Origin of the sequence: Achromobacter sp. LC458 (genome assembly GCF_001005835.2) — a bacterium.
Classification (GTDB): Bacteria; Pseudomonadota; Gammaproteobacteria; order Burkholderiales; family Burkholderiaceae_B; genus Achromobacter; species Achromobacter spanius_B.
Genome location: NZ_LBHW02000007.1, coordinates 14,567 through 40,612 on the forward strand (window position 1 = coordinate 14,567; position 26,046 = coordinate 40,612).

The window sequence follows — 26,046 nt, forward strand, 5'->3', positions numbered from 1 at the left end:
GCGCCTTGTGATCAGATGGGCATCGGCATGGAGCCACGGGCTTGCCGGGTCCGCCGTTGGCGAGTGTCGGCCGACCGGGCCGGCGCGGGTTCCGCAACCGCTTGCTCTTGAACTTGCGAGCGGCCGGTCAGGGATTGCAGCAATTCTTCGTACGCACCCACGGCACGCTGCCAGCTGAAGTCGGTGCCCATGGCATTGCGCTGCATGGCGCGCCACAGCATCGGGTGCTGGCGCAAGTGCATCGCGCGCGCCAGCGCAGCGGCCATGGCGTCGGGGTGGTCGCCGTCGAACAGCAGGCCGTTGGCGAACGCCATCGCCGTCAAGGGCGAATCCGAGCCGGGGTCTTCAATGGTGTCGGCCATCCCGCCCACGCGCGAGCCGATCGGCACGGTGCCGTAACGCATGGCGTACAGCGGCGTCAGGCCGAAGGGTTCGAAACGGCTGCCGTGCAGCAGGACGTCGCCACCGGCGTGCAGGCGATGCGCGCCCGCTTCGTTGTAGCCAATGCGCGTGGCGCAACGTTGGGGGTAGCGGTCGGCCAGCGCCTTCAAGGCGGTTTCCAGGCGACGGTCGCCTTGACCCAGGATGGCCACCTGCATTTCGGGGTGGGCATCCAGGGCGCGCGGCAAGGCTTCGGCCGCGACGTCGGCCATCTTCTGGTCGGTCAGGCGGCTGCCCATGACGACCAGCGTGGCTTGCGCATCCGGCGTCAGCCCGAACTCGCGTTGCAGCACGGTCTTGCACAGGCGCTTGTTGGCCAGATCGCCCGCGGTGTAGCGCAACGGGCCCAGATGCGGGTCGCGCGACGGGTCCCACAGGGCGGTGTCGATGCCGTTCGGAATGGCGATCAGGTCGCTCGCGCGTTCACGCAGCAAGCCGTCCAGGCCGCAGCCGAATGCCGGCGTCAGGATTTCACGCGCGTAGGTGTGGCTGACGGTGGTGACGCGGTCGGCATGGGCGATGCCGGCCTTCATGAAGTTCAGCTTGTTCCAGGCAACGGCGGCGTGCTCGCCACGGTAGGCGGGCGGGATTCCATAGGCGGCGGCATCCTCTAGCGGGAACTGGCCTTGGAAAGCCATGTTGTGGATGGTCAAGACGGTTTTTACGTCCTGGATGCCGGCCTCGCGCATCAGCATCGGCGTCAAGGCCGCGTGCCAATCGTGCGCGTGCACCACATCGGGGCGCGCCAGCCCCGGCAGGCCGCGCGCGATACGCACGGCGGCGTGCGACAAGGCGGCGTAGCGCAGGCCGTTGTCGGGATGCTCCTGCCCGTCCTCATCTACATACAGGCCGGCGCGGTCGTACAGCGCATCGTTCTCAAGCAGCAGGAAAGACAGCTCGGACGTGGGGCACACGCCGGCCAGCAGGCGCGCGTCGCCGCCCGGCAGGTCTTCCAGCCGCGCCACTTCGCGCAAGCCGTCCAACTGCTTGGCCGCGCCTCGGTAGGCGGGCAGCAGGACGGTGGCGGGGATGCCTCGCTGGATCATCGCCCGCGTCATGCCGGTGATTGCATCGCCCAAGCCGCCCGTCTTTGCGAGCGGGAATGCTTCGGCAGCCACTATGAGAATTGTCGTCGCCATGCTTGTTGCTCCGGGGAAAGTCGGAGGGCCGCTGAAAAAGTGGGCCCGGTTCCGTAAGGCCGTCATATGCGCAAGTGGCGTGCCCAAGGGTGGGCCGCATAGGGAAAAGGCGGGCTTACCCTGGGGTGCGAGTCGTTGTTGCTGACGTTTGTAAATTTGGGAGCGGCGCAACAAACGCCGTCTTTACAGTCGTGGGGAACGGCGGTCGGGGACGGAGCCAGCGGGCCAGCCAGGCATGGCGATTGCGGCGCGCGCAGGTTCTGGTTTTTGCTGAACCGATTGAACCGATTGAAGCAATAGAACCGACTGAACCGACCATAAGGAGCGTCAACTTGAAAACCGTTTCCGATTTTGTCCTCGCCCGCCTGGGCGAATGGGGCGTACAGCGCGTGTTCGGATATCCCGGCGATGGGATCAACGGCCTGATTGGCGCGTTTGGAAGAAACAGCGAACTGGAATTCATCCAGGCGCGCCACGAGGAAGGGGCCGCGTTCATGGCCTGCGCCCATGCCAAGTTCACCGGGCAGGTGGGGGTGTGCATGGCCACCTCGGGCCCCGGCGCCATCCACCTGCTTAACGGCCTGTACGACGCCAAGATGGACCACCAGCCGGTGGTGGCCATCGTTGGCCAGCAAGCCCGCAGCTCGCTGGGTGGCGATTACCAACAAGAGGTGGATCTGGTCAGCCTGTACAAGGACGTGGCGCACGACTTCGTGCACATGGTGACCTCGCCCGTGCAGGCGCGGCACATGATCGACCGCGCCATGCGTATCGCCATGGAGCGGCGCGGCGTGACCTGCCTGATCTTTCCCAATGATGTGCAAGACCTGGAAGCCGTGGAAACGCCGCCGCGCGAGCACGGCACCGTGCATACCGGCATTGGCCTGACCGCGCACGCCGCCGTGGCGCCCGAGGCGGCGCTGGATAACGCCGCGTCCATCCTGAACAGTGGCGAACGCGTGGCGATGCTGGTGGGCGCCGGCGCGCTGGACGCGGGCGACGAGGTGCGCGCCGTGGCCGAGCGGCTGGGCGCGGGCGTGGCCAAGGCGTTGCTGGGCAAGGCGGTGGTGCCGGACGAGCTGCCGTACGTGACGGGCGCCATCGGCCTGCTGGGCACGCAGCCCAGCTGGGAAATGATGAACGAATGCGACACCCTGTTGATGGTGGGCACGTCGTTTCCCTATGCCGAATTCCTGCCCAAGGAAGGGCAGGCGCGCGCGGTGCAGATCGACCTGGACGGGCGCAAGCTCAGCCTGCGGTATCCGGTGGAAGTGGGGCTGGTGGGCGATGCCCGCCTGACCTTGCAGGCGCTGTTGCCCAAGTTGCAACCCAAGGCGTCGGACCGGTGGACCAAGAGCATTGAAAAGAAGGTGGCGCGGTGGCGCGAAACGGTGGTGTCGCGCGCCATGGTCGACGCCAAGGGCGTGAATCCGCAGCGCCCGTTCCTGGAGCTGTCCAGCCGGCTGCCGCCGCGTTGCATCGTCACCTGCGATTCAGGTTCGGCGGCCAACTGGTACGCGCGTGACGTGCATCTGCGCGAAGGCATGATGGGTTCGGTGTCGGGCGGCCTGGCCAGCATGGGTAGCGGCGTGCCTTACGCGGTGGCCGCCAAGCTGGCCCACCCCGGCCGGCCGGTGGTGGCGCTGGTGGGCGACGGCGCGATGCAGATGCTGGGCATCAATGAACTGATCACCATCGCGCACCGCTGGAAGGACTGGTCGGACCCGACGCTGGTCGTGCTGGTGTTGAACAACGGCGACCTGAACCTGGTGACGTGGGAACAACGCGTCATGGGCGCCGACCCGCGCTTTGGCGATTCGCAATGGCTGCCGCACTTCTCCTATGCGGATTACGGCCGCATGCTGGGGCTGGAGGGCATACGCGTGACGGACCCGGAGGAAGTCGGCCCCGCCTGGGACCGCGCGCTGTCGGCCGGCCGCCCGACGGTGCTGGAGGTGGTGACCGACCCCGAGGTGCCGCCGATGCCGCCGCACATTTCGGCCAAGCAGTTCAAGGCGTACATGACGGCGCTGCGCAAGGAAGACGCCGCCACGGGCGCCGCCGCGCTGCGCGCCACGATCAAGCAGTGGTGGGCGAGCTGAACGCGGCGTCGCGTATCGAGCATCGCGCAATGGATGTCGTCGCCGTGTCCGGGCAGCTGGGCACGGCGCTTGCGGAGTTGCCTGTCCCTACCACCAGTACGCAGGGCGCAAGCCCCGCAAAGGAGATAGAACATGGAACAACATCAAACCAATATCGTCGGCGGCCCCAAGAGCAGCCCTGGCGGCCCCGGCCCCGAAGTCATGGCCGCCGGCACGCTGGAAGGCAATGACGTCTACAACTCGGCCGGCGAAGATCTGGGGTCCATCAAGGACATCATGATTGACGTGCCGCGTGGTCGGGTCGCTTACGCGGTGCTGTCGCGCGGTGGCGTGCTGGGCATCGGCGACAAGCTGTTTGCCATTCCCTGGGCGGCCTTGACGCTGGATACCGACCGCAAGTGCTTCGTGCTGGACATCGACGAAGAAACCTTGAAGAACGCCCCGGGCTTTGACAAGGACAACTGGCCCAGCATGGCCGACGAAACGTGGGCGCGCAATCTGCACACATACTACAAGCAGGACATCTACTGGTAAGGCGTCTGGCCGGGCCTGGGTGCCCGGCCGTCGTGCATCACGGCACTGGCCGCGGATCTCCCATCCGCGCGCCGGTGACCATTTCAGTAACCCAGTTCACCAGGATCGCCGTGTAGGCGCGTTGCGCGGATTTTTCCGTCAGCGCGTGGTCGGCGCCGTCAATGATGCGATGCGTCAGCGAATGCGAGCGCCGGAACGCCGACCGGTAACTCATGATGGTGGAGTGCGGGATGAACGTGTCGTGTTCGGCTTCGACGATCAGCACGTCGCCGGCAAATTCGGTGCAGGCCTTCAGCGCCCGGTTCGATTCGGGCGCGACATAGCTATTGCGATAGGCGCGCAGCGTTTCCCGGTTCAACTGGTTTTTTGGCAGCAGCCATTCTTCGTCGCGATACAGCGCCGGCACGTGCAGCGCCAGCCAGCGCACGCGGCGCAGGCCGCTGAGCAGCGCCGCCAGGTAGCCGCCATAGCTGCTGCCCACCACCGCCACTGACCCCGAATCCAGAGACGGGTGCGACGCCAGCCGATCGTAGGCCGCCATGACGTCGCGCAGATTATCCTCGCGCGTCACTTGCAGCTGCTGTTCACGCGTGGCGGCATGGCCGCGCAGGTCGAACGTCAGGCAGACGCAACCCAGCGCGGCGATGCCCTTGGCGCGCGCCAGGTCAAACTGCTGGCTGCCGCCCCAACCGTGGATGAACAACACGCCCGGCACCTTGTCTTCCGGTGTCAGAAACGTGCCGTCCAGTTGCTGCCCGTCGACCGACAAGGCGATGGGATCACTATGCGCCGCCATCGGCGTCCTCCTCCAGCACGCCCGCCCACTTGCTGATGTGGCCCACGGCCGAATCCACGCCGTGATACACCAGGTGCTGCGGGATGGGGCGAGGTTCTTGTTCGCCATAACGCTCGCGGGTGGCGGCGCGCACCGACATCAGCGACGGCGACAACGCAAACGCCTGCATGGCCGCCAGTTCGGCCAGGCTGGCGCCACCCGCGCGCCAGGATTGTTCCAGCACGCCCGCGCGTGGCTGCCCGGACGCGCTTTGCCCAAACGCCACGTCGTAGTTGCGACGCGACGCCAGCAATTGCGGGTAGGCGGTAGACACGGCGGTGTCGTACTGGCAGGCCAGGGCCACGGCTTGGCGCTCGTGTTCGTTCAGGTCCAGCGCGCGCAGGTCGTCGAACCCGCCGCGCGCCACGCGCAGCACCGAGCCGCCGTAGACCGGTATGCCCTGGTTGTCGGGCGTGAGCGACTGCGTGCCCACGTACGAAATTTCCATCTTGCCCACGCGCGCCCAACCCACGCTGTAGGTGGACACGTCTTGCAGGTCTTCTTCCAGCACCAGCCCCAGCCGGCGCATGACAAGCGGCTCTTGCTCGGCCAGCGCCGCGCGCAGTTCGTCGGCGTTGCGCACGACCACCTGGCCGCGCCCCGCCGTGGCATCGACGGGTTTAAGGCGTAGCGGCCCCTGGCGCAGCAGCTGCAAGCCCGCGGCTTCGGCATCGGCCACGGTGAACGCGGTGTAGCCGTTCAACACCACGTCGCGCAGGGCGTCGCCCAGCTCGTGCGCCCAGGCTTTGGGGGCACGGGCCTGGGCGGTGACCAGGCCGTGGGTGATGGCCTTGCCCGCCACGAAGGAATGCGGAGCCACGCCGCCGTACAGGTCGGCAGGGCGCGTGATGCCCAGGCGCGCCGCGCGTATCGCGCCGATGATGGTGCGGTCGGGCACGTAGTACGGAGGCGGCTCGTCGCGGTGCCGGGTGGGCCGGAAGTGGGGGTCGAAACGCCTGCCCAGCAAGGCCGCCAGGCGGGCGGCCATGGCCTCTTGTGAAGCAATCTCGTGTTCGGACGCAGTGGCGCGGCGCGGGTACGCCACCACCAGATCGGACGCTATCAGGGGCGGATTTTTCTTCATGGCCGGGGGTGCAGCAAGTCTTGTTCCCGCCCGGCCGGCGCGTGCTTCTTGCGCCACGCGATGCGCGCTTCGAACAAGGGAAAGGCGGCCAGCGCCAGGCACATCGGCGCCAGTGCGTAGCAGGCGCGGTAAGCCAGCGCCGCGCCCAGCACTTCGGAATACGGCAGCCCGGGCGCCAGCACCGCCACGAAGATGGCCTCGGTGGTGCCCAGCCCACCCGGCACCCGGGTCAGCACTGCGGCGAAGCTTGAGCACAGCAGAATGCCCAGCACCACGGGGTAGGGCGCCTTGCCCTGCAACAGCACATAGGCGACGGCGCCCATGAACATCCATGACAGCCCGGCGAACACGCATTGCATAATCGCCATGCGCGCGCGTGGCAGCGTCACGCGCTGGCCCATCCACGTGGCCGACCGGCGCCGCGCGCGGGCGCATGCCCACAGGTAGGCGGCCGCGCCCACCAGCATCACCGCGCCCAGCAGGCGCAGCACGCCGCTGCCCACGTCCCACCCTTGGGGCACCGGCAAGGCGCCGCTGACGAACACCGCGCCGGCCACCCAGGCATACCCGATCCAGTTCGATGCAGCCGAAAACACCGCCACGCGCGTGGCTACCGCCTTGCGGCAGCCCAGCCGCGCGTACAGGCGCAGGCGCGCGCCCAGGCCGCCCACCAGCACGCCCAGGCTGAGGTTCAGCGCGTAGCTGACCATGGCCACGGCCAGCACCGTGGGCCAGCCTAGTTTGTGCCCGGTGTAGCGCTTGCCCAGCAGGTCCAGCGCGGCGTAGCTCAGATAGCCCAGCACGACCAGGCCGCTGGCCATCAGGATGGCGTCGCGCGGTATGCGGCGCATGGCCTGCCACACTTGCGGCCAGTCCACCGACCGGCCGAAATAAAACAGCAGCGCGGCGACCACCGCCAGGATCAGCCATGGCAGCACTTTCTTGATGCGCGGCCAGCGGTGGCGCAAGGTGCGCATGAATGTCGTTCGATATACCCTCATGCGGTCTCACCTTCGTCGGGGGTGGGCGGCTTGATGGTTTGCAGGCGCGGCTTGTGGGCCGGCAGCGAACCCGCCCACGCCGGAAAACGCCGCAAGAAGTGAAACACCACCACGCCCACCCAGAAGCGGCGCAGCGCCCGGGTGGACTTGGGGCCGCTGGGCACGGGCTTGCAGTCCTGGGCGATCAGGCGGTCCAGGCTTTCGCGCAGCGCGGCGTTCAGCGAGCGGTCGCGCACCACGACGTTGGCTTCCAGATTCAAGGCCAGGCTTAGCGGGTCCAGGTTGCTGGAGCCCACGGTGGACCAGTCGTCGTCCACGCAGGCCACCTTGCCATGCAGCGGGCGCTTGCAATATTCGTAGATTTCAACGCCCGCGTTCTTCAGGTAGTCGTACAGCATGGTCGCCGCCAGCCGCGCCACCAGCATGTCGGGTTCGCCTTGCAGCAGCAGGCGCACGCGCACGCCACGGCGAGCGGCCTTGGTCAGGTCGCGCAGCAGGTGGTAGCCAGGAAAGAAGTAGGCGTTGGCAATCAGCACGTCGCGCTTGGCGGCGCGCAGGCCGGCGCGGTAGTAGCGTTCGATGTCGGTGGTGTGGCCGTCGTTGTCGCGCACGACCAGGCGGCCGCCGCCGTCGCCCTCGGGCACCGACGCCGCGGCCGCGCGGCGCCAGCGACGGGGCCGCTTGCGGTTCAGCGCCGAGCGGGCGTAATCGGCAATGTCCGCCGCCAGGGGCCCGTCAATGCGCACGGCATAGTCCTGCTTCGCCTCGGGGCCGAAGTCGGCCAGGTGGTCGGCCGAAAAATTAATGCCCCCGATCATCGCGCACGCGCCATCGATCGCTACGATCTTGCGGTGCATGCGACGGAACACGTTGGTGCGGATGCCCAGCAGGCGAGGGCGCGGGTCGAAGATATGTAGGCGCACCCCGGCTTCGGTCATTTCGCCGATGAATTCGGGCGTCAGCACATCGGAGCCATAGCCGTCCACCAGCAGGTCCACGCTGACGCCGCGCTTGGCGGCCGCGATCAGGGTCTGCTGCAATTGTCGCCCCACCTTGTCTTCAAACAAGATGAAGGTTTCGACCAGGACTTCGCGCTGGGCGGCGTCAATGGCCTCGAACGCGGCCGGAAAATAAGCCTCGCCGTTCTCAAGCAAGGTGTAGCGGTTGCCTTCCCGCCATCCCAATTCACCGGCACTCATAATGCAATCTCCGCGGATAGGGGTACGTGGTCGGACAGGCGCGACCACACGCGCGAGGCCAGCGGCATCGGCCGCCAGTCGCGCACATTTCGAACATAGATGCGGTCAAGCCGCAGCAGCGGCCAACGTGCGGGAAAGGTGCGGGCCGGGCGGCCAAGGCGGCTGGTGAACACTTCCTCGGTGCCGCAGCCGGCCATCTGGCGGTTCGCCTTGCCGCGCCAATCGTTGAAGTCGCCGGCGATCAACAGCGGTTCGCCTTCGGGCACGTCGCGCGCCACCAGCTCGCACAGGCGGTTCATTTGCTGGCCGCGATGCTTTTCCAGCAGGCCCAGATGTACGCAGATGGCATGCACCGGCGCATCGCCCGGCACGCGCAGCACGCAGTGCAGCAGGCCACGGCCTTCATGGCCGTCCACGCTGACGTCATGATTCTCGTAGCGCTCGATGGGGTAGCGCGACAGGATCGCGTTGCCATGGTGGCCGGCCGGGTAGACGGCGTTGCGGCCGTAGGCGTAGTCCGACCACAGCGTGTCGGCCAGGAACTCGTACTGGGACAATGCCGGCCAGGCCTCTTGGTGCCGCTCGGCGTGCACCTGGTGTTCGCCCAGGACTTCCTGCAAGAACACCACATCAGGCGCGGCCAGGCGTAAGGCCTCGCGCAGGTCGTGCAGCATGAAACGCCGGTTGAAACTGGTGAATCCTTTATGGGTATTGACGGTCAGGACCGTCAGGCTCCGGCGGGATTCGTCGGTCGGGGCGGGCATGGACTCTCCGGAGGTGGTAGATCCGCACCCTGCGCAAGTTTCGTGCCTGAGCCCCTGCGCAGGCGGATTTTCATAGGGGAATCCTGTCCGGCGGGGCTCCCTCCTGGTAGCTTGCCGGACACGGAATTGCCCGCGCCGGTCAAAATTCCCCTGGCCCGCAGGGAGCGAACCGTGGCGGAAAAGCGGTGCCAGAGCCTGGCCGGGCAGGCATAAAAAGCGGATTCAGAATCTGTAAAAACAGGGTTGTGCACCGTTTTGGCCGGCGTCACAATCGACAACCTCAACCTGTATATCCGCCCAGTCGGCGCAAGGAGACCCCGCACTATGACGATTGCCCCTCAGCCCTTGGACGCGCGCGTCGTCACGGCCCTGTCGCGCATCACGACGGCCACGCTGACTACCGTGCTGTTGAAGAAAGGCCTGCGCAACGTATGGGTGCGCGGTGCGCGGCCGCTGGCGCCGGGCGCCACCCGTATCGTGGGACGCGCCTTCACGCTGCGCTTTGTGCCCGCGCGCGAAGACCTGGCGACCCCGGCATCGTGGGCCTCGCCCATTTCGACGCGCGCCGCCATTGAAGATATGCCCGAAGGTTGCATCGCCGTGGTCGATGCCATGGGGGTCACGGACGCCGGCATTTTTGGCGATATCCTGTGCGCCCGCATGCACAAGCGCGGCGTGGCGGCCTTGGTGACGGACGGCGTGGTGCGCGACCTGGAAGGCGTTGAAGGCACCGGGCTGCCGGTCTGGTGCGCCGGCGCGGCGGCGCCGCCTTCGGTGGCAGGGCTGACGTTTGTCGGCTGGCAGGAACCGGTGGGCTGCGGCGGCGTGGCGGTGTTTCCCAACGACGTTATCGTGCTGGACCGCGACGGCGCGGTGCTGATTCCGGCCGCGTTGCTGGACGAGGTGGTCGACATAGCCATCGAGCAGGAACGGCTGGAAGGCTGGATCATGCAGCAGGTCGAGGCGGGCGAAAAGTTGCCCGGCCTGTATCCGCCCAATCAAGAAAACCAGGCGAAGTACCAGGCTTGGCGGGAGCAGCAGGGCGGCAAGTAGCCGGCAGCGGAGTGCTACGGCGCTTCACGTTCCGGGGAGCGCCCGGCGAGGTTCAAGCCGGCTTCGGTTTCACCTCGGTCCAGGTTCAGGCGACTTCAGCCTGAGCAAAAAAGCCCGGAACGCGGCGGCTCTCGCCGTGCGTTCCGGGCCTGACGTGATGGTGTGCAAGCAGTGGCGGCGTACTAATTGCTGCCGCGGATGTTGCCCGCGACGCCACCGGCTATGCCGCCGATGGCGGCCCCGGTCCAGGCGCTGCCGCCCGCGATGGCGGCAATGCCCGCGCCCGCCGCCGCGCCTATCGCCGCGCCGGACATGGTCCCTTGCTGCTTGGACGACATATTCGTGCAGGCCGCCAGCGCGCTGATCGCGACGCACACAAGAATCGATCGGATGACTTTCATGACGGCTCCTTCAAGGCTTGCGCTTGGCGCCAGGAATGACGATCTCAAACCACAGGGTTTCGATCACCGGCCGGTCCAGCCGCGACGGGTTCGCGGCGTACCAGCTGTCCAGCCCCTCGCGCACGGAATCCAGCGTGTGCGTTTGCAGCCCCTTGGCAAAACGGGGCACCAGCGTTTGGTTGTCGGGTGGCGCACGGCGTTCCTGGTACGCGCGTTCCACTTGCAGCAGGTTGGCGATCCCCAATAGGTAGGCCTTCTTGATGTTGGGGTCGGACTCCGACCAGTGCTTGCCGGTGACCATCGGGGCGGGGTCGGCGGATTGCGCCATGCTGGGCGCGGTGCACAGCGTAGACAGCGCGAAGGCTGCCGGACCTAACAGGTGTTTCACTTTCATCGCATCGCTCCTCGCGGGCTTAAAAGATCAAAAACAACCTTTGGACGCCGTCCGCAAGACAGAGCCACAGCGGGCCTTGAGCGGAAATCGGCAACATCGAATTTATGCCCGAAGACGGACGGCGGCAAGCAACGTTTGCAGGCGGGCCGGCGGGGCGGGTGTCGCGCAAACCCAAGACGGCGCGTAAAATTCCGCCAAGACGCCGGCGCCCGCCGGCGTTGTGGATTGGACGCATGCGCACCGGATCGCCCCGTCGTTTACCCCATTACCCGCGTTTTGCCACGGCCGCCGATTTCGGGCGGCTGTTGCTGCTGCTGTTGCTGGTGGCGCGGGCGTGGGTGCCGACCGGGTACATGCCGGACGCGCAGGCGCTGCGCCAAGGCCGTCTGACCTTGGGCTTTTGCACGGCGGGCGGCAACGCGCTGGCGGCGTTGCAGGCGATGTCGTTACGGCAGGCGTCCACCGGTGGCCATCACGAGATGCACGGCCATCACGATCACCACGGTTCAGGGCAGGGCGATGATCGCGGCGCGGGCCAGGAATGTCCGTTTGGCCTGAGCGCGCATCAAATCCTGAACCTGCCGCCCTTGGCGGCGTTGGCGCCGGTGCTGCTGCACTGGCTGGCGCAGCCCCCGCTGAAGGTGGACGGCCCGCGCCCGCCCATGCCCGCCACGGGCCCCCCGCTGGGCCCCCGGGCACCACCCTCGATAGACGGTTGACCCTGCACGCATGCGCCTAGTGCGCATGACCTTGGCCGCACTTTCGATTCGATTTTTGCGGCCGGATCTTTGCGGCCCGATCTTTGCGGCTAGTCTTGGCCCCCCGCCTGGGGCGGCCCCGTTTCCTATTCGAGAGTTCTCATGTCCACACAAACCCTGGATACCGCCGCCGCGCCCGCGCGCACGCGAACCGCGGCCCCCAGCGCTTTCCTGGCGCTGATCACGCGCCTGCATTTCTATATCGGCCTGTTCGTCGGCCCCTTCATCCTGGTGGCGGCTGTTACCGGCACGTTGTTCGTGCTGACCCCGCAGATCGAAAACCTGCTGTACGCGGACCAACTGCGCACCGCCTCCACCGGCCCCGCGCAACCCTTGGCCAAACAGGTTGAAGCGGCGCAGGCCCACCTGGGCGCGGGCGGCCCTCGCTTGTTCGCCGTGCGCCCCGCGCCCACGCCGGGGGAAACCACCCGCGTCATGTTCACGCAGGCCGGTATGGGCGATTCGGAGAGCCGGGCGGTGTTCGTCGACCCCGTCACGTTGGCCATCAAGGGCGACATGATGGTCTACGGCACCAGCGGCACGCTGCCGTTTCGCACCACGCTGGATTATCTGCACCGCAATCTGATGCTGGGCGAACTGGGGCGCAATTACAGCGAACTGGCCGCGTCCTGGATGTGGCTGGCCACGCTGGGCGGTCTGGTGTTGTGGTGGACGGGGCGCCGCCGCGCGGCGGCGACCCGCGCGCGCAGCCCGCGTCTGCGGGCGCGCCGTTGGCACACCTTGCTGGGCTTGTGGCTGGCGCTGGGGCTGATATTTTTGTCCGCCACGGGCTTGACGTGGTCGAACTGGGCGGGCGGCCGCGTGGATCAGCTGCGCGCGCAATTGGGATGGATCACGCCGGCGATTTCGCTGAAGCTGCCGACGGCAGGGCAGGGAGCCGGGACGGGGGCAGAGGCCGCCTCCGGGCAGGCGTCCGGCGGGGATGAGCACGCGCATCATCATGGCGGCATGCAGATGGCAGGGGCGATGTCGCCTACCGGTGCGTCCACCGAGGCGGCCGCGCCGATGAATGCGCCGATGAATGCGCCGATGAATGCATCCACGCATGCATCCACGCATGCGCCCATGAATGCCCCCTCAGACGTCGTCGCGCAGTTCGACCGCATCCTGCAAACGGCCCGGCAGGGTGGCATCGACAGCACGCAGCTGGAGATTCGTCCACCGCGTGGCGCCGGCCAGGCGTGGATGGTGCGTGAAGTCGACCGGTCCTGGCCGACCCAAGTCGACACCATCGCCATCGACCCCACCACCTACGCCATCACCAGCCGTGCCGACTTCGACACCTTTCCGCTGATCGCCAAGCTGATCCGCTGGGGCGTGGACATGCACATGGGCATCCTGTTCGGCTGGCCCAACCAGTTGTTGATGGGCGCCATCGGCCTGGCGCTATCGACCATGATCGTGCTGGGTTATCGCATGTGGTGGCTGCGCCGGCCGGCAGCGGGCGCGAATGGCCAGACGCTGACGCAGGCGTGGGCCGCGTTGGGCTGGCCGGCGCGGCTGGGCGCGCTGGCGGCGGCCGCCGTGCTGGGCTGGTGCCTGCCGGTAATGGGCGTCAGCCTGCTGGTGTTCCTGGTGATTGACGCGCTACGGTCGTGGCGCTTTCAATTGGCCACGCGGCGCGCGTAACTGGCCAGGACGATGCGCTCGGACTGCGCCAGGTAGTCCTTCAGCGCATCGGCCGCCTTGCCAAAATCTCCCGCTTCGACGCGTTGCAGAATCTGCTCGTTCATGTCGGCATACGGGGCGTGCAGGAATTCCGGGTCTTGCAGCAGGCCGAATACCAAGCGCAATTCGGCCAGCAGCAAGGCGAACATCGCGTTCAGGCGTTCGCTGTCGGCCAGTTCGACGATGGCCATGTGAAAGGCCATGTTGGCCGTACCCACGCCCGCCCAATCCTGCCGCTCGCGACACGCCAGCGCGTCGTCCACCGCCTGCCGCATGCGTTGGCGGGCGGGGTGGTGCGGGTAGGCCTGGGCCAGCGCCTGGCATTCAATCATGCGCCGCACCCGGTAGATGTCGATAATGGACGCCATGCTGGGCACCGCCACCGCCACGCCACGGTTGGGCGCATAAGTCAGCAAGCCTTCCTTGGTCAGGTTGCGAAAGGCCTCGCGCAAAGTGTTGCGCGACACATCCAGCGATTGCGTCAGGGTTGCTTCCGATAGCCGCTGGCCCGGCATGAATTCACCATTGATCAAGCGGCGGCGAATCTGTTCAGTGACCTTATCGGTCAGGGTCTGGTGCGCGTCGGAGGTGGTCATAGGCGGTTGGGGCAATTACCGATAGCCGCTTGGGCAAGTTTGATCTACCATACTAACCAATTTGTAGAACAATTGTGTAACTATCGTTCCACACTACAAGCGGGGCACCGTGCGGAAATCCGCCTGCCCGGCGTCCGTGGACTAAGGATAAGACATGGCTGGGATCGATTTGAACAGCGACCTGGGCGAAAGCCTGGGCGCATGGCGCATGGGCGACGACGCCGCGATGTTGGCGGTGGTGTCCAGCGCAAACGTGGCGTGCGGTTTTCATGCGGGCGACCCCGCGGGCATTCTGGCCACCCTGAAGTCCGCGCACGATAACGGCGTGACGGTTGGGGCGCACGTGTCCTATCCCGATCTGTCCGGCTTTGGCCGCCGCAATATGGACGTGGCCAGCACCGACCTGATCGCCGATGTCATCTACCAGATCGGCGCCTTGAAGGGGCTGGCCGCCGCCGCCGGCACCGACGTGCGCTACGTCAAGCCGCATGGTGCGCTTTACAACACCATCGCGCACGATGCGCGCCAGGGTGACGACGTAATTGCCGCCATTCTGGAAATCGACCCCACGTTGGTCCTGGTGGGTCTGGCCAGCTCGCCCCTGCTGACGCGCGCCCGTGAACGCGGGTTGCGCGTGGTGGCCGAAGCCTTTGCCGATCGCGCCTACACGCCCAAGGGCGAGCTGGTATCGCGCCGCGAAAAGGGCGCTGTGCTGCATGACCCGCAGGCCGTGGCCGCGCGCATGCTGCGCCTGGTGCAAGAGGGCGTCATCGAAGCCATCGACGGCAGCCTGACGCGCGTGCAAGCCGATTCCATTTGCGTGCATGGCGACAGCCCCGGCGCGGTGGACATGGCGCGCGAACTGCGGCGCCAGCTTGAACAGTCGGGTGTCGCCATCCGGTCTTTCATTGACGCTGCCCCGGCACAATCCGCCTAGGAGGCCGTGTGCGTTTTCTGCCTGTAAACACCGACGCGCTACTGGTCGAACTGGACGATCTTGAACAGACGCTGGCGCTGTTCGCCGCGCTGCAAAACCGGCCCATTGCTGGCGTCACCGAAATGGTTCCCGCCGCGCGCACGGTGCTGGTCATCTTTCAACCCAGCCTGGTGTCGCGCGATGCGCTGATTGCCGACATCGGCTCCCGCGACACCACGGCCCACGTGGCGCGCGATGGCAAGCTGATCGAAATCCCCGTCCATTACAACGGCGAAGACTTGGACGAAGTCGCGCAGTTGCTGGGCATCACGCCGGACGAAGTCGTGCGCCGTCACACCGGCGGCACGTACAGCGTGGCCTTCACCGGCTTCGCACCCGGCTTCGCGTATCTCAGCGGCGGCGACCCCACGCTGGACGTGCCGCGCCGCAAGACCCCGCGCACCCGCATCCCCGCGGGCGCCGTCGCATTGGCCGGCACATTCAGCGGCGTCTACCCGCAAGCCAGCCCCGGCGGCTGGCAGATCCTGGGCGTGACCCCGGTCCCCATGTGGGACTTATCGCGCGAGACGCCGGCGTTGCTGCAACCGGGGTATCGGGTGCGGTTCATTGATGCCGGGGCTTCAGCCGGGGCTTCGACCGGAACTTCGACCGGAACTTTGACCGGGACTTCGACCGGAACCTCCGCCCAGGCTTCGTCCTCGACTTCCGCCGACGCGGCCGCCAGCGATTCCCGCGCCACACCCGCGCTGGAAGTCGTATCGCCCGGATTACAGGCCGTGTTTGAAGACTTGGGCCGGGCAGGGCAGGCGCGTCAGGGCGTGGCCGCGTCCGGCGCCATGGACCGGGGCGCACTGCGCGCCGCCAACCGCCTCGTGGGCAACGCGCCTGGCGAAGCCGCCATTGAAATCGTCTACGGCGGATTCCAGCTGCGGGCGCACGGCCCCAGCGTCGTAGCCGTGACCGGCGCGCTTGGCGACGTCACGCTGCGCAATGCCGCCGGCAGCACGTGGACGGCGAACACGTACCAGGCGATTGCGCTGGATGACGGCGACACGCTGTCCCTGGGCCAGCCGTCCGCCGGCATTCGTTATTACCTGGCCGCGCGCGGCGGCTTCGACGTGCAATCGGTGCTGGGCAGCTGCTCAACCGACACCTTGGCCCGCGTCGGCCCCGAGCCCTTGGCGGCGGGCGACCGCATCGGCATCCGGCCAGCCGGGCAGGGCGCCATCGTCGGTGCACCCGAAATTGCCCCGGCGGATCTGCCCACGACCAACGTCGAGGTGGTGCTGGACGTGGTGTTGGGGCCGCGCACGGATTGGTGCGATGCCGAGGCGGTTGCGCTCTTGTCGCGCCAGGCCTGGACGGTGACGCCGCAGTCCAACCGCGTCGGCATCCGCTTGAACGGCGACGCGCCGCTGCAACGCGCCAATCACGCCGAACTGCCCAGCGAAGGCACCCGCAAAGGCTCCATCCAGGTGCCCGCCAGCGGCCAGCCGGTTTTGTTCCTGGCCGACCACCCCTTGACCGGCGGCTACCCCGTCATTGGCTCGGTGGCGCCGTGGCATCTGGACCGCGCCGCGCAAATTCCCATCGGCGCTCGCGTGCGCTTCAATCCCATTTCCGACTTCGTTCCGGTTGATGTTCCGGCCGTGTCCGTCAACCCGACCTAACTGAATCTGCCTGCCATGAAGAAAGTCCTGATTGCCAACCGTGGCGAGATCGCCGTCCGCATCATCCGCGCCTGCGCCGACTACGGCGTCAAATCCGTTGCGGTCTACGCCGACGCCGATTTCGACGCGCTGCACGCGCGCATGGCCGACGAGGCGTACGGGCTGGACGGCGACCGTCCCGCCGATTCCTATCTGAACATCGACAAGCTGCTGGACGTCGCGCGGCGCAGTGGCGCCGACGCCGTGCATCCCGGCTACGGCTTCCTGTCCGAAAGCCCCACCTTCGCGCGCGCCGTCATCGACGCCGGCTTGACGTGGATCGGCCCGTCGCCGGAAACCATCGAACGGCTGGGCGACAAGGTCCAGGCGCGCAAGATCGCGTTGGCGGTCGGAGCCCCGCTGGTCGCGGGCACGGCAGACCCGGTCAACGGCGCCGAAGACGTGCTGGCCTTCGCCAACGAACACGGCCTGCCGATTGCCGTTAAAGCCGCGTTTGGCGGGGGAGGCCGGGGCCTGAAAGTCGTGTGGCGCATGGAAGACGTGGCCGACCTGTACGAATCCGCCGTGCGCGAAGCGGTCACCGCGTTCGGTCGCGGCGAATGCTATGTGGAACAGTTCCTGGACCGGCCGCGCCACGTCGAAGCGCAAGTGGTGGCCGACAAGCACGGCAACGTCGTCGTCCTGGGCACACGCGATTGCTCGTTGCAACGGCGCAATCAGAAGCTGGTGGAAGAAGCGCCCGCGCCGTTCCTGACGGACGACCAGCGCCAACGCATCCACGCGTCCGCCCGCGACATCTGCGCCCACGCCGGCTATGTCGGCGCCGGCACCGTCGAATTCCTGCTGAGCGCATCGGGCGCGATTTCGTTCCTGGAGGTCAACACGCGCCTGCAAGTCGAGCACCCGGTCACCGAGGAAACCTGCGGGCTGGATCTGGTTGTTGAGCAATTGCGCATCGCGGACGGTTTGCCGCTGTCGTTCACCACCGCGCCCGCGCCGCGCTGCCACGCCATCGAATTCCGTATCAACGCCGAAGACGTGGGCCGAGGCTTCTTGCCGTCGCCGGGCCGCATCGAGCAGTTTGCGCCGCCGTCCGGACCGGGCGTGCGCGTGGACAGCGGCGTGGAGTCGGGTTCGACCATACCGGGCACGTTCGATTCGCTGTTGGCCAAGCTGATCGTCACCGGCGCCACCCGCGAACAGGCCATTGCGCGCGCCCGCCGCGCGCTGGCCGAATTCCGCATTGAAGGCGTGGCCACGGTCCTGCCGTTCCATCGCGCGGTGCTGGCGCATGACGACTTCCTGGGCGACGACACCGGCTTCAAGGTCCACACGCGCTGGATCGAAACCGACTTTGCCAATGACCTGGAGGCGGCAGTGCGCCCAACGCCGTTGGGCACGGTGACACTGCACCGGACCGCCGTGGAAATCGACGGCCGCCGCGTGTCCCTGGGCCTGCCGGCCGAACTGCTCCGAGGCCTGCAATCCGCCGGCGCGGCCGCAACGGCGGACGCAGCGCAGTCTGCCGGCAATGTCGCCACCGCCGACAGCGTGCCGGCACCCATCGCGGGCACCATCCAAGCCTGGAAGGTGGAAGACGGCGCCACCGTCAAACAAGGCGAACTGATCGCCACGATGGAAGCCATGAAGATGGAAATGCAAGTGCTGGCGCATCGGGACGGCGTGCTCAAACAGGAAGCAGCGCCGGGTAAGTCGGTGGCGGCCGGGGCGACGATTGGGCGGATTAAGTAACAATTACTTGCGGATTTGCCGGCGCGATTCTGTCGCGCCACACCGGCCGCCCGCTTTTGACAAGTCGAATCGCGGTTTAGAAGGCGATTTATCTGAATGAATGGTGCTGTATGTAATAACAGAAGTTAATTTGTTAAACATATTACTAAATTTATGTTAAATTTGTTGTCATCCTTCTTCTGGCCCCTAATTTTAGGGGCCATATTTTTGATGTGGTGGCCACGGCATGTCCGGAGTAAAGCTTCGTAGCGAAAGAATCGATCAGTACGACGCATTAGGCGAGCGTGGCCAGCCGGTTTATATGGCCGCGTCGCAAATCCTCTCTACGCTCAAGCGACGGCGGGGGGACCTGGCAGAACATTTTGCGATTCCCCAGGCCAGCGCGGATGGCAGTCTGGTTGATTGGTATGCGCCTAGCGCCGGTCCGGTCGTGCCCTGGACCGCAGCCACCGAAGACGAAAAATCCATCGCTTCCACGCAGCTTGCGACCGTCCGTCAGGAGGTCGAAGCGTTGCGCGCCGACTTGACGGCCAACTCCGAATCGCTGTTCGGCTCGTTGCTGAAATGGGTCCTTCACCATCCAGATCCCAGCCATGTGTATCTGGTCAACGGCAAACCTGTCATCACATTTTGGGGCTTTTTGAATGCCGGGGCAGACCGTTCGGTAGCTCCTTTGCATTCGTTGCTTTCGCCTGCACCGTACCGAACGGCTTTGCCCCCCGCTGTCGCGGCGCCAGTGGCGCCCGTGAGCGCGCCGCTGACCGCAGCCGCGCCGTGGTGGCGCAGCCGGTGGTGGTGGCTGCTATTGCCGCTGTTGTTGGCGGCGCTGTTGCTCTTCGCCCTTCGCGCTTGCGCGCCTTCAGTGCCTGTCCTGGCAGGGCTGCCACTGATCGGCGCAGCGCAGATATCGGCGCCTCCGGTTGACGATCGCTCGGCGTCCCTCGTACAGACGCCGCCGGTCGATCGGACGCGGGCGGACATGCCCCATGCGGAATCGTCCATCGCAGGCCATGCGCCGACCGCAGCGCTTGTTGGCTCGCAGACAGCTTCCGCCGGCGGCACGAACGGAATACAGGCGGCAGCGGAAGGCACGGCCGCGAACGACGTCCAGGCGCTCAAGCCCGATGTTTCCCATGGAATTGGCGACGGCGGCGTGGCGACGGGAGACGCGCGCGCCCAGACTGCACCGCCTATGGGCGATGCCAGCGCGCCAGTGGCGGGCCGAGGCCCCGATGGCAATCCATTGGTATTGCCTCCCGCACTGGCGGACGGCACCGCGGCTTTTCTGAATGGGGATTGGCGCGTGCGGGCTGGAATTCAGGACCGCAATACCGGCGAGCCCCTCCGCCTGCAATATCAATTCGAAAAAGGCAAGGGCCATGTCACGCTGGACAGGCGGAATGGCTCGAAATGCCAAGCGCCGGTAAGCGCGGTGGTAGCCAGTGGTGCATTGCTGATCAGCACCGGCGCGCAGGCCTCATGTAACGACGGCTCGACCTATGAAATGCCCGCTATCCGTTGCGAACCGAACGCCTCCCATGTTGCCGCCTGCTCGGGCAACTACGGCTCCGAACAATTCCCGCTGACCATGCGCCAGCCGTAGTCCTGAAGCGACTCATACCGTCATGCTGCCTAAAGTCGACACCTATACCGAAATCCAAACGGTCGATCTCTTTGGAGACACCGGCATCCAGTTTCTCGATCTTGCGGTAACGCTCGACCTGCGCCGCGAGCCGGCGGGTCAGTTTGCCTTGTTGGGCAATGGCCTGCTGGCGCGTCTTTTCGAGGCCAACGACGGCACACTGTGTTTTGAATCCGAAGCTGAGAAAATGGACCGGGGGCACCCCGCTCCGGGTCTGGATGATGTGAGCATGAAAGAAAGCCTGGATATCCTTGACGGGCTTTGGCTGCCGGTGCCATTTTTTCGATACCTCTCGCCGACCCGTTTTGACCAGGGGCCGAACAACTGGAGCCGTTTACGTATCGTCAGGCTCGCCACGCCTGATGAACACGGTCATACCCATCGGCTGACGCTCGCGTTCGATACCCGCATCATGCCCAAACGCGAGGGCGTGGCCTATCTCGCGCCCAACGACGAAGATCTGCGCAACGGGCAGGCATTTCGCTTGGCAGTGCATCTTAGCGAGATGCGCTGGTTCCTGGACCTGATCTGGGTGAAAGAGTGGTTGGCCGAGGTCTTCAAGGACAAATGTGTGGCCGCCAAGCGCGAGCTTGAGGACATTCAGAGCGAGTTGGCCCAAAAGCGCCACATCGCGCATTACCTGAACCTGCTGAGCCTATTGCGGGGACCTGCGCCCACCACTTATCCCAATAGAGAAGCGCAGGTGGCGGTTCCGACGGTGAAGGTAAAACTGCGCAACGCGGTCGGTGCGGGTAAACCCATCGCCGTGGACCTGGTTCTGGACGTGGGTAATTCCCGTACTTGCGGCATTTTGGTCGAAGATCCTGAGCAGAATAATCGCGGATTGCATGGCAACACTCACCTGGTGCTGCGTGACATGAGCGCGCCTGAGCAGATCTACGACCATCCGTTTGAATCGCGCGTGGAATTCGCGAAGATCAATCTGGGCTTGGATCAGTGGTCAATGCAAAGCGGGCGGCACGATGCGTTCGCGTGGGGCAGCATGACGCGAGTGGGGACAGAGGCATCAAAACTGGCCGCGTTGCGCGAAGGTACGGAAGGGTCCACGGGCCTGTCCAGCCCAAAGCGCTATTTATGGGATTCTCGCCCCTACGACCAAGTTTGGCGTTTGAATACAAGCAGCTTGAAAGGGCAACAGGAGCCCATGGCCACCCTGAAGCCATTAGCCGACCTGATTGATGACGAAGGGCGGGCGCTGTATGTGACTAAAGGCGTGGAATCCGTTTTTGAGACCAAGTATTCGCGGTCTTCATTAATGACGCTCATGCTCAACGAGGTGTTTACCCAAGCGGTAGCCCAGATCAATAGCATTCTGTATCGCAAAGATAAAGAAAATGCGGCGACCTCGCGCTGGTTGCGAACCGTCATCCTGACGGTACCGCCCAGCACGCCGCAAGTTGAGCGCACCAAGTTCCGCAATCGTGTACGCGACGCGCTCGGCCTGCTTTGGAAGAGCATGGGCTGGCATGCCGCCGACTATAACGACGACCCGCATGACGATGCCGGCGACGAGAACCGCCTGCATGTTCCCTTGCCCAAGGTGGTGGTGAAGTGGGACGAGGCGACGTGCGCGCAGCTGGTCTACCTGTATACCGAGATCGGCGAGAACTTCGGCGGACATCCGGAGGAGTTCTTCGAGACCATTGCAAGACCCGGAAAACAAGATCATGAATCGATCACCGTCGCCTCTATCGACATCGGCGGGGGCACGACGGACCTTGTTATCAATGAATATGTAATGCAGCGCGACGCGGCGGGCAGCGGCAGCAACGCGCCGATCACGCCCGTACAGCGGTTCCGTGACGGCTTCAAGGTTGCCGGTGACGACATCGTTCTGGACGTCATACGGCATTTCATTTTGCCCTCGTTTGAAGCGGCGCTGAAAGAGAAGGGCGCCCAACATCCGGGCGACCTTGCGGATCGGATTTGCGGCGCTCGCAGCCTTGGCGCTGGCGACATGGTGCTGCGTCAACAACTGACGTTGCAGGCGTTCTATCCGCTGGCACTGGCCCTATTGGCTGAATACGAACGCTTCGATCTGGAACAAGGCAGCCGCAAGCGGACAGCAACATGGGCGCATTGGCTCGGAACAGACAACCGCATCAGCGCGCCGGTACGCGATTTCGTGTCCAAAAACCTCAGCAGTGATCTGGGCGTGCCGACCATTCTTGATCTGGGCGGGATCGAGTTGACGTTCGATCCGGCGGTCCTGCACAAGCATTTCCTGACGGACGGCCTGAACATCTGCAAGACGCTGACCTCGCTCAGCGAAGTCGTTGCGCATTACGACTGCGATGTACTGTTGTTGACCGGGCGCCCGTCGTGCCTGCCCGGCGTGCAGACGCTGATCCGCCAGCTTGCCGCGTTGCCCTCTGGCCGCGTGCTGCCAATGCAGAACTACCGCAGCGGCACCTGGTTCCCGTTTCACAAGGGCGGTCTGATCGGCGATCCCAAGACGACGGCGGCGGTCGGTGCCATGGTGTGCTGGCTTACTGAAAATCGCCGCCTGGCAAATTTCTACTTCAGTCCTTCCAGGATTCGACCCTTGCCCCTGATCCGCTACTTTGGCCGGATCGACGGCAATAACCTGATCAAGCAGGCGGACGTCCTTTATTCGGACATCAAGACTCGCACGCCCGACGGCTTGCCTCCGGAAGATGGCTGCATTGAGCTGCCCCGGGATGGTTCCGGCGATGCAAAACCGTATTTGCTGAACGCGGACACACGCCTGGGGTATCGGCAATTGGCTTGCGAACGTTGGCCCGCCGCGCCGATTTACCTGTTGGGATTTCAGCCTGCCTGGCAGAAGAAATTCCGCGAAAGCCAGGAGCGCGACGCTAGCGTGCCTGACGCCCGGGCTCACGTGTACTTCACCGTGCAGCAGCCTTCGGAGCGCGATCGCCGGCAAGGCCTGATCAGTGATGAATTGGGCATCGAACGGGTAGAGGGAGCGGACGCCGTCCAGATTCAAAAGAGCCATATCCGCTTTGAGATGAATACGCTGCTGCACGCCGGCTTGGGGCAGGACTCGTATTGGCTCGATAGCGGCAGCGTGAAGATCTGACACCATGACACAACAGCAAAACGAACTCGCCCGCCAGTGGAACGCCCTTTTGGAGGGAGCCGGCGCCGCCATCGATTGGGTCGACCAGGTACGTGGCAACTCCAAGCAGTTGAACAGCGAGGCGGATAGCCTGGTCCATCAGTTGCGCCAATTACGCAATAAAAGCCGCGACCTTATGCGCGCGGCGCAGTCGCCCATGACCATCGGATTTTTCGGTGAGTCCCAGGCGGGAAAGTCGTACTTGATATCTGCGCTTGGTGCCGATCAGCGTGGTCAATTCGAAGCCAACTACGGCGGCCAACTGGTCAACTTCATCACGCACATCAATCCCCCCGGAACGGGCAAGGAGGCGACGGGCTTGGTGACGCGCTTTACCCGCAATGCGCAGCCTTCGGAAGATGATGCGTATCCGGTTGAAGTGCGCCTGTTTCGCGAGATTGACCTTGCCAAGATCCTGAGCAATTCCTGGTTCAACGATTTCGACCAGCACCGCGTGGAATATCGGCTCGATGAAGCCCGTATAGAACAGATGCTGGCCCGGTTCCACGGAAGGGACGGCGGGGCGATACAACGCGGCGTCAATGCCGACGACGTGGTGTCGCTATGGGATTACGCACGCGCGTCCTTCGCAAAGCCGCTGCGGCTATTGGAGAATGGGTACTGGCAGCACGCAATGAAGCTGGCGCCGCATCTCTCACCGGACGAGCGCGCTCAATTGTTTTCCGTGTTGTGGGGAGAACTGCCTGAATTCACGCAGATGTATGCGGCCGTCGCGGCCAGCTTGGGAAAACTGAAAAATGCAGAGACGGCCTACTTGCCGCTGTCGGCGCTGGCAACTCGGGAAGGAGACGAGCTGCAGTATGGCCGCGACAGCATCATGTCGGTGGACGTCTTGTTGCGGCAAGGCTCGGAACGGGACAAAAACCTCGCTGTCCGTCCCGTCGTAGATGGAAAGCTGGGCGCCCCGACAGAACTCCTGATTTCGCATCTGGCCGTATTGACCGTGGAGCTTATTTTCCCGCTGGTCGAAACGGAGTCCGAGCCACGAGTGTCATCGGTCGACCTATTGGACTTTCCGGGTTACCGCGGGCGATACAAGGCGCGCGAATTATCGGAGATCTCCTCTGAAGGCAACCCTGTCGGCCAAATGCTGCTGCGCGGGAAGGTTGCCTATTTGTTTGAGAACTACACCATCACGCAGGCCATGAACGGCCTCGTGGTTTGCTCGTACAAGCAGGGCGAGGTCAGCGAAACCGCGCAAGTACTTGAGCGCTGGGTGGAATGTACCCAAGGCGAGACCGCGCAATCGCGAAGCGAACGGGCCTGCGGCCTGTTCTGGGCCCTGACCATGTTCGACATGCGCCTCCAGGCGATGCTGACCCACGAAGGGGGTTCCCAGATTGACGAGGGGTGGGCGGGCATGCTGCGCGGCGCAATGGAAGAGCGCTTTGGCAATCTGCCGTTCATGAAGGATTGGTCCGGTGGCGTGCAGTTCAATAACGTCTACCTCGTGCGCAAGCCCGGCATGGACAGCTCCTTTGTCAAAAAGCTGGGCAAGGGAAAAGAGCAGATCGATCCGGATAAGCGCCAGGCCTTGGAACGACTGGGCGAGAGCTTTTGCGATCACCCGGACATTCGACGCCGTATCGCAGACCCCAGGCTGGCCTGGGACGCGGTCATGACGGAGAACGACGGCGGCATGAACCGGCTGGCGGCGGGGATCAAAGGGATCGCCGATCTGGAATTCAAATTGGGGCGCTTGCGCCAGCAATTGCATGATGAACTTGAGGGCAGGGGCAGCGCCTTGGCGCGGCTGGCCAGCTATCACCAGGACATCGACGGGGACGACGTCGAAAAGAAGCGGAAACTAGGTCAGCAATTGGCGCAGGCGCTCTACGCCAGCCGTCGATGGATCCCGATTCTGATGCAAGCCATGGAACTATCGCAGGAAGACCTGCGTGAACTCTATTTGAACGGTTTGCACGCGCAAGCGCCCAAGCCGACGGCGCAAGATTCGCAGGCGTGTGACGACGCGGAAGAAGTCAACCCATTTGCATTCGAAGATACCGCCGAGCACAACCCATTTGCGAAGCCAGACACCGTTACGCAAGCGGAGTCGGGGGCCAACTCTTCTATCAAATTGACGCTGAGGACGGCCGATCATTTGTACGCCGAGGCGGTTTTTCAACGCTGGGTGGCGCACCTGCGTGATCTGCCTGAGCGAAAACGCCTGCTTGACGCCATGGGCGTCAAACGGGAAGTGGCGCAGATCTTGGTGGATGAATTGATTACCACCGCCAACCGCGTCAATTTGCAAGCAATGATCGAAGGGCGCCTGACCGCGCGTCAGGACAGCAGCTCCAAGCGCGAGCACTTGGTGATGCGGCAAGTGCTGCGCGCGCAGCTGGGTCTTAACGACTTTGTTGCCTGGTTGGGATTTTTGAATGTCGAGTTCGAGAAAAGACCTGTCAGCATCGTCAACAAGCACAAGCTCTTCGCCCGCACTACGAGCCTAGACTCAGCCGGCCTGCCGGACTTGCACGAAGTACCGCTCGATACCAACGCGGATTACGTTGGTTATTGGTTAACCGGTCTGCAAGACGTTGTGCTGCATAACGCAGGCCATACGGCGGGTAGCGAAATCAATCTTGAACAGAACCAGGCGTTGGCACGCATTCTTGCCAACGTCCGAGAGGCGTAGTGCAATTCGATGACAATTATTCTTCTGAAGGCGGTATCGCCCGGGCGCGCTGAGCTGCATGTCACTCCTTGGGAGCAGGGCGCCGACCATGTCGAACTGTCGGTACGACGCAGCGAAGGGGCGGCGCACCTTGACGTCGTCAATCGGCAATGGGTCGGCGACGAGCAGTGGATCCGCTTGCAAGGTGCGAGCCTGCGTGCGCAGACGCTGGTCATGCCAGTGGGACCCGAATTCGTCGACCCGTTGCTGGCGGGCACCCAAGGGCCGCG

20 protein-coding genes are annotated in these 26,046 nt (G+C 64.9%); 11 read left to right on the plus strand and 9 right to left on the minus strand.

Annotated features, from left to right (window positions below; translation table 11 throughout):
- Nucleotides 1-11: 11 nt before the first annotated feature.
- A complete protein-coding gene (glgA, locus tag YH64_RS07870) occupies nt 12-1,580 on the minus strand; it encodes a glycogen synthase GlgA (protein WP_046805722.1) in 1,569 nt (522 codons plus the stop codon).
- Nucleotides 1,581-1,912: 332 nt separating this feature from the next.
- Between glgA and YH64_RS07875 the strand changes: the two genes are divergently transcribed.
- Nucleotides 1,913-3,682, plus strand: coding sequence for a thiamine pyrophosphate-requiring protein (locus YH64_RS07875; protein ID WP_046805721.1), 1,770 nt, complete (start codon nt 1,913-1,915; stop codon nt 3,680-3,682).
- A gap of 132 nt (nt 3,683-3,814) precedes the next feature.
- Nucleotides 3,815-4,216, plus strand: coding sequence for a PRC-barrel domain-containing protein (locus YH64_RS07880; RefSeq protein ID WP_046805720.1), 402 nt, complete (start codon nt 3,815-3,817; stop codon nt 4,214-4,216).
- Between the two features lie 37 nt (nt 4,217-4,253).
- Here the strand turns inward: YH64_RS07880 and YH64_RS07885 are convergent, their stop codons facing one another.
- The 5 genes from YH64_RS07885 to YH64_RS07905 are packed head-to-tail and all read right to left on the minus strand — an operon-like array spanning nt 4,254 to nt 9,099.
- The gene (locus tag YH64_RS07885) at nt 4,254-5,012 is read right to left on the minus strand and encodes a S9 family peptidase (protein WP_046805719.1); all 759 of its coding nucleotides are present in this window, start codon (nt 5,010-5,012) and stop codon (nt 4,254-4,256) included.
- A complete protein-coding gene (locus tag YH64_RS07890; RefSeq protein WP_046805718.1) occupies nt 4,999-6,135 on the minus strand; it encodes a DUF3182 family protein in 1,137 nt (378 codons plus the stop codon). Before YH64_RS07890 ends, YH64_RS07885 begins: the two co-directional genes overlap by 14 nt.
- Complete coding sequence (locus YH64_RS07895) at nt 6,132-7,136, minus strand: lysylphosphatidylglycerol synthase domain-containing protein (protein ID WP_082134536.1); 1,005 nt, start codon at nt 7,134-7,136, stop codon at nt 6,132-6,134. The genes YH64_RS07890 and YH64_RS07895 overlap by 4 nt, the downstream gene beginning before the upstream one ends.
- Entirely contained in the window at nt 7,133-8,335 is a 1,203-nt protein-coding gene (clsB, locus tag YH64_RS07900) for a cardiolipin synthase ClsB (RefSeq protein WP_046805716.1), read from the minus strand. Before clsB ends, YH64_RS07895 begins: the two co-directional genes overlap by 4 nt.
- Nucleotides 8,332-9,099 (minus strand): endonuclease/exonuclease/phosphatase family protein, encoded by a 768-nt coding sequence (locus YH64_RS07905; protein ID WP_046805715.1) that lies wholly within the window; start codon nt 9,097-9,099, stop codon nt 8,332-8,334. The genes clsB and YH64_RS07905 overlap by 4 nt, the downstream gene beginning before the upstream one ends.
- A 324-nt stretch (nt 9,100-9,423) precedes the next feature.
- On the opposite strand from YH64_RS07905, the gene YH64_RS07910 reads away from it, so the two are divergent.
- The gene (locus YH64_RS07910) at nt 9,424-10,152 is read left to right on the plus strand and encodes a ribonuclease activity regulator RraA (protein ID WP_046805714.1); all 729 of its coding nucleotides are present in this window, start codon (nt 9,424-9,426) and stop codon (nt 10,150-10,152) included.
- A 182-nt stretch (nt 10,153-10,334) separates the two neighbouring features.
- Here the strand turns inward: YH64_RS07910 and YH64_RS07915 are convergent, their stop codons facing one another.
- Nucleotides 10,335-10,553, minus strand: a complete 219-nt coding sequence (locus YH64_RS07915) for a YMGG-like glycine zipper-containing protein (protein ID WP_046805713.1) — start codon at nt 10,551-10,553, stop codon at nt 10,335-10,337.
- A gap of 10 nt (nt 10,554-10,563) precedes the next feature.
- Nucleotides 10,564-10,947: a hypothetical protein gene (locus YH64_RS07920; protein WP_082134535.1), complete on the minus strand. Its 384-nt coding sequence runs from the start codon at nt 10,945-10,947 to the stop codon at nt 10,564-10,566.
- Between the two features lie 233 nt (nt 10,948-11,180).
- On the opposite strand from YH64_RS07920, the gene YH64_RS07925 reads away from it, so the two are divergent.
- On the plus strand, nt 11,181-11,666 hold the full coding sequence (locus tag YH64_RS07925) for a DUF2946 family protein (protein ID WP_052946052.1): 486 nt from the start codon (nt 11,181-11,183) through the stop codon (nt 11,664-11,666).
- A gap of 141 nt (nt 11,667-11,807) precedes the next feature.
- The gene (locus YH64_RS07930; RefSeq protein WP_046805712.1) at nt 11,808-13,355 is read left to right on the plus strand and encodes a PepSY domain-containing protein; all 1,548 of its coding nucleotides are present in this window, start codon (nt 11,808-11,810) and stop codon (nt 13,353-13,355) included.
- Here YH64_RS07930 and YH64_RS07935 read toward each other — a convergent pair.
- Entirely contained in the window at nt 13,331-13,990 is a 660-nt protein-coding gene (locus tag YH64_RS07935; RefSeq protein WP_046805711.1) for a GntR family transcriptional regulator, read from the minus strand. The two genes, YH64_RS07930 and YH64_RS07935, sit on opposite strands and share 25 nt — an antisense overlap.
- 154 nt (nt 13,991-14,144) lie before the next feature.
- Between YH64_RS07935 and YH64_RS07940 the strand changes: the two genes are divergently transcribed.
- The 6 genes from YH64_RS07940 (at nt 14,145) to YH64_RS07965 (ending at nt 25,777) form a co-directional block, all read left to right on the plus strand.
- On the plus strand, nt 14,145-14,927 hold the full coding sequence (locus YH64_RS07940) for a LamB/YcsF family protein (RefSeq protein ID WP_046805710.1): 783 nt from the start codon (nt 14,145-14,147) through the stop codon (nt 14,925-14,927).
- A gap of 8 nt (nt 14,928-14,935) precedes the next feature.
- Entirely contained in the window at nt 14,936-16,597 is a 1,662-nt protein-coding gene (locus YH64_RS07945; RefSeq protein WP_046805709.1) for a 5-oxoprolinase/urea amidolyase family protein, read from the plus strand.
- A gap of 15 nt (nt 16,598-16,612) precedes the next feature.
- Complete coding sequence (locus tag YH64_RS07950) at nt 16,613-18,349, plus strand: biotin carboxylase N-terminal domain-containing protein (RefSeq protein ID WP_046805708.1); 1,737 nt, start codon at nt 16,613-16,615, stop codon at nt 18,347-18,349.
- Between the two features lie 226 nt (nt 18,350-18,575).
- Nucleotides 18,576-19,952, plus strand: a complete 1,377-nt coding sequence (locus tag YH64_RS07955; RefSeq protein WP_046805707.1) for an SrfA family protein — start codon at nt 18,576-18,578, stop codon at nt 19,950-19,952.
- Between the two features lie 22 nt (nt 19,953-19,974).
- Nucleotides 19,975-23,076, plus strand: a complete 3,102-nt coding sequence (locus YH64_RS07960) for a virulence factor SrfB (RefSeq protein ID WP_143215284.1) — start codon at nt 19,975-19,977, stop codon at nt 23,074-23,076.
- Nucleotides 23,077-23,080: 4 nt separating this feature from the next.
- The gene (locus YH64_RS07965; RefSeq protein ID WP_046805705.1) at nt 23,081-25,777 is read left to right on the plus strand and encodes a virulence factor SrfC family protein; all 2,697 of its coding nucleotides are present in this window, start codon (nt 23,081-23,083) and stop codon (nt 25,775-25,777) included.
- Nucleotides 25,778-26,046: the final 269 nt, after the last annotated feature.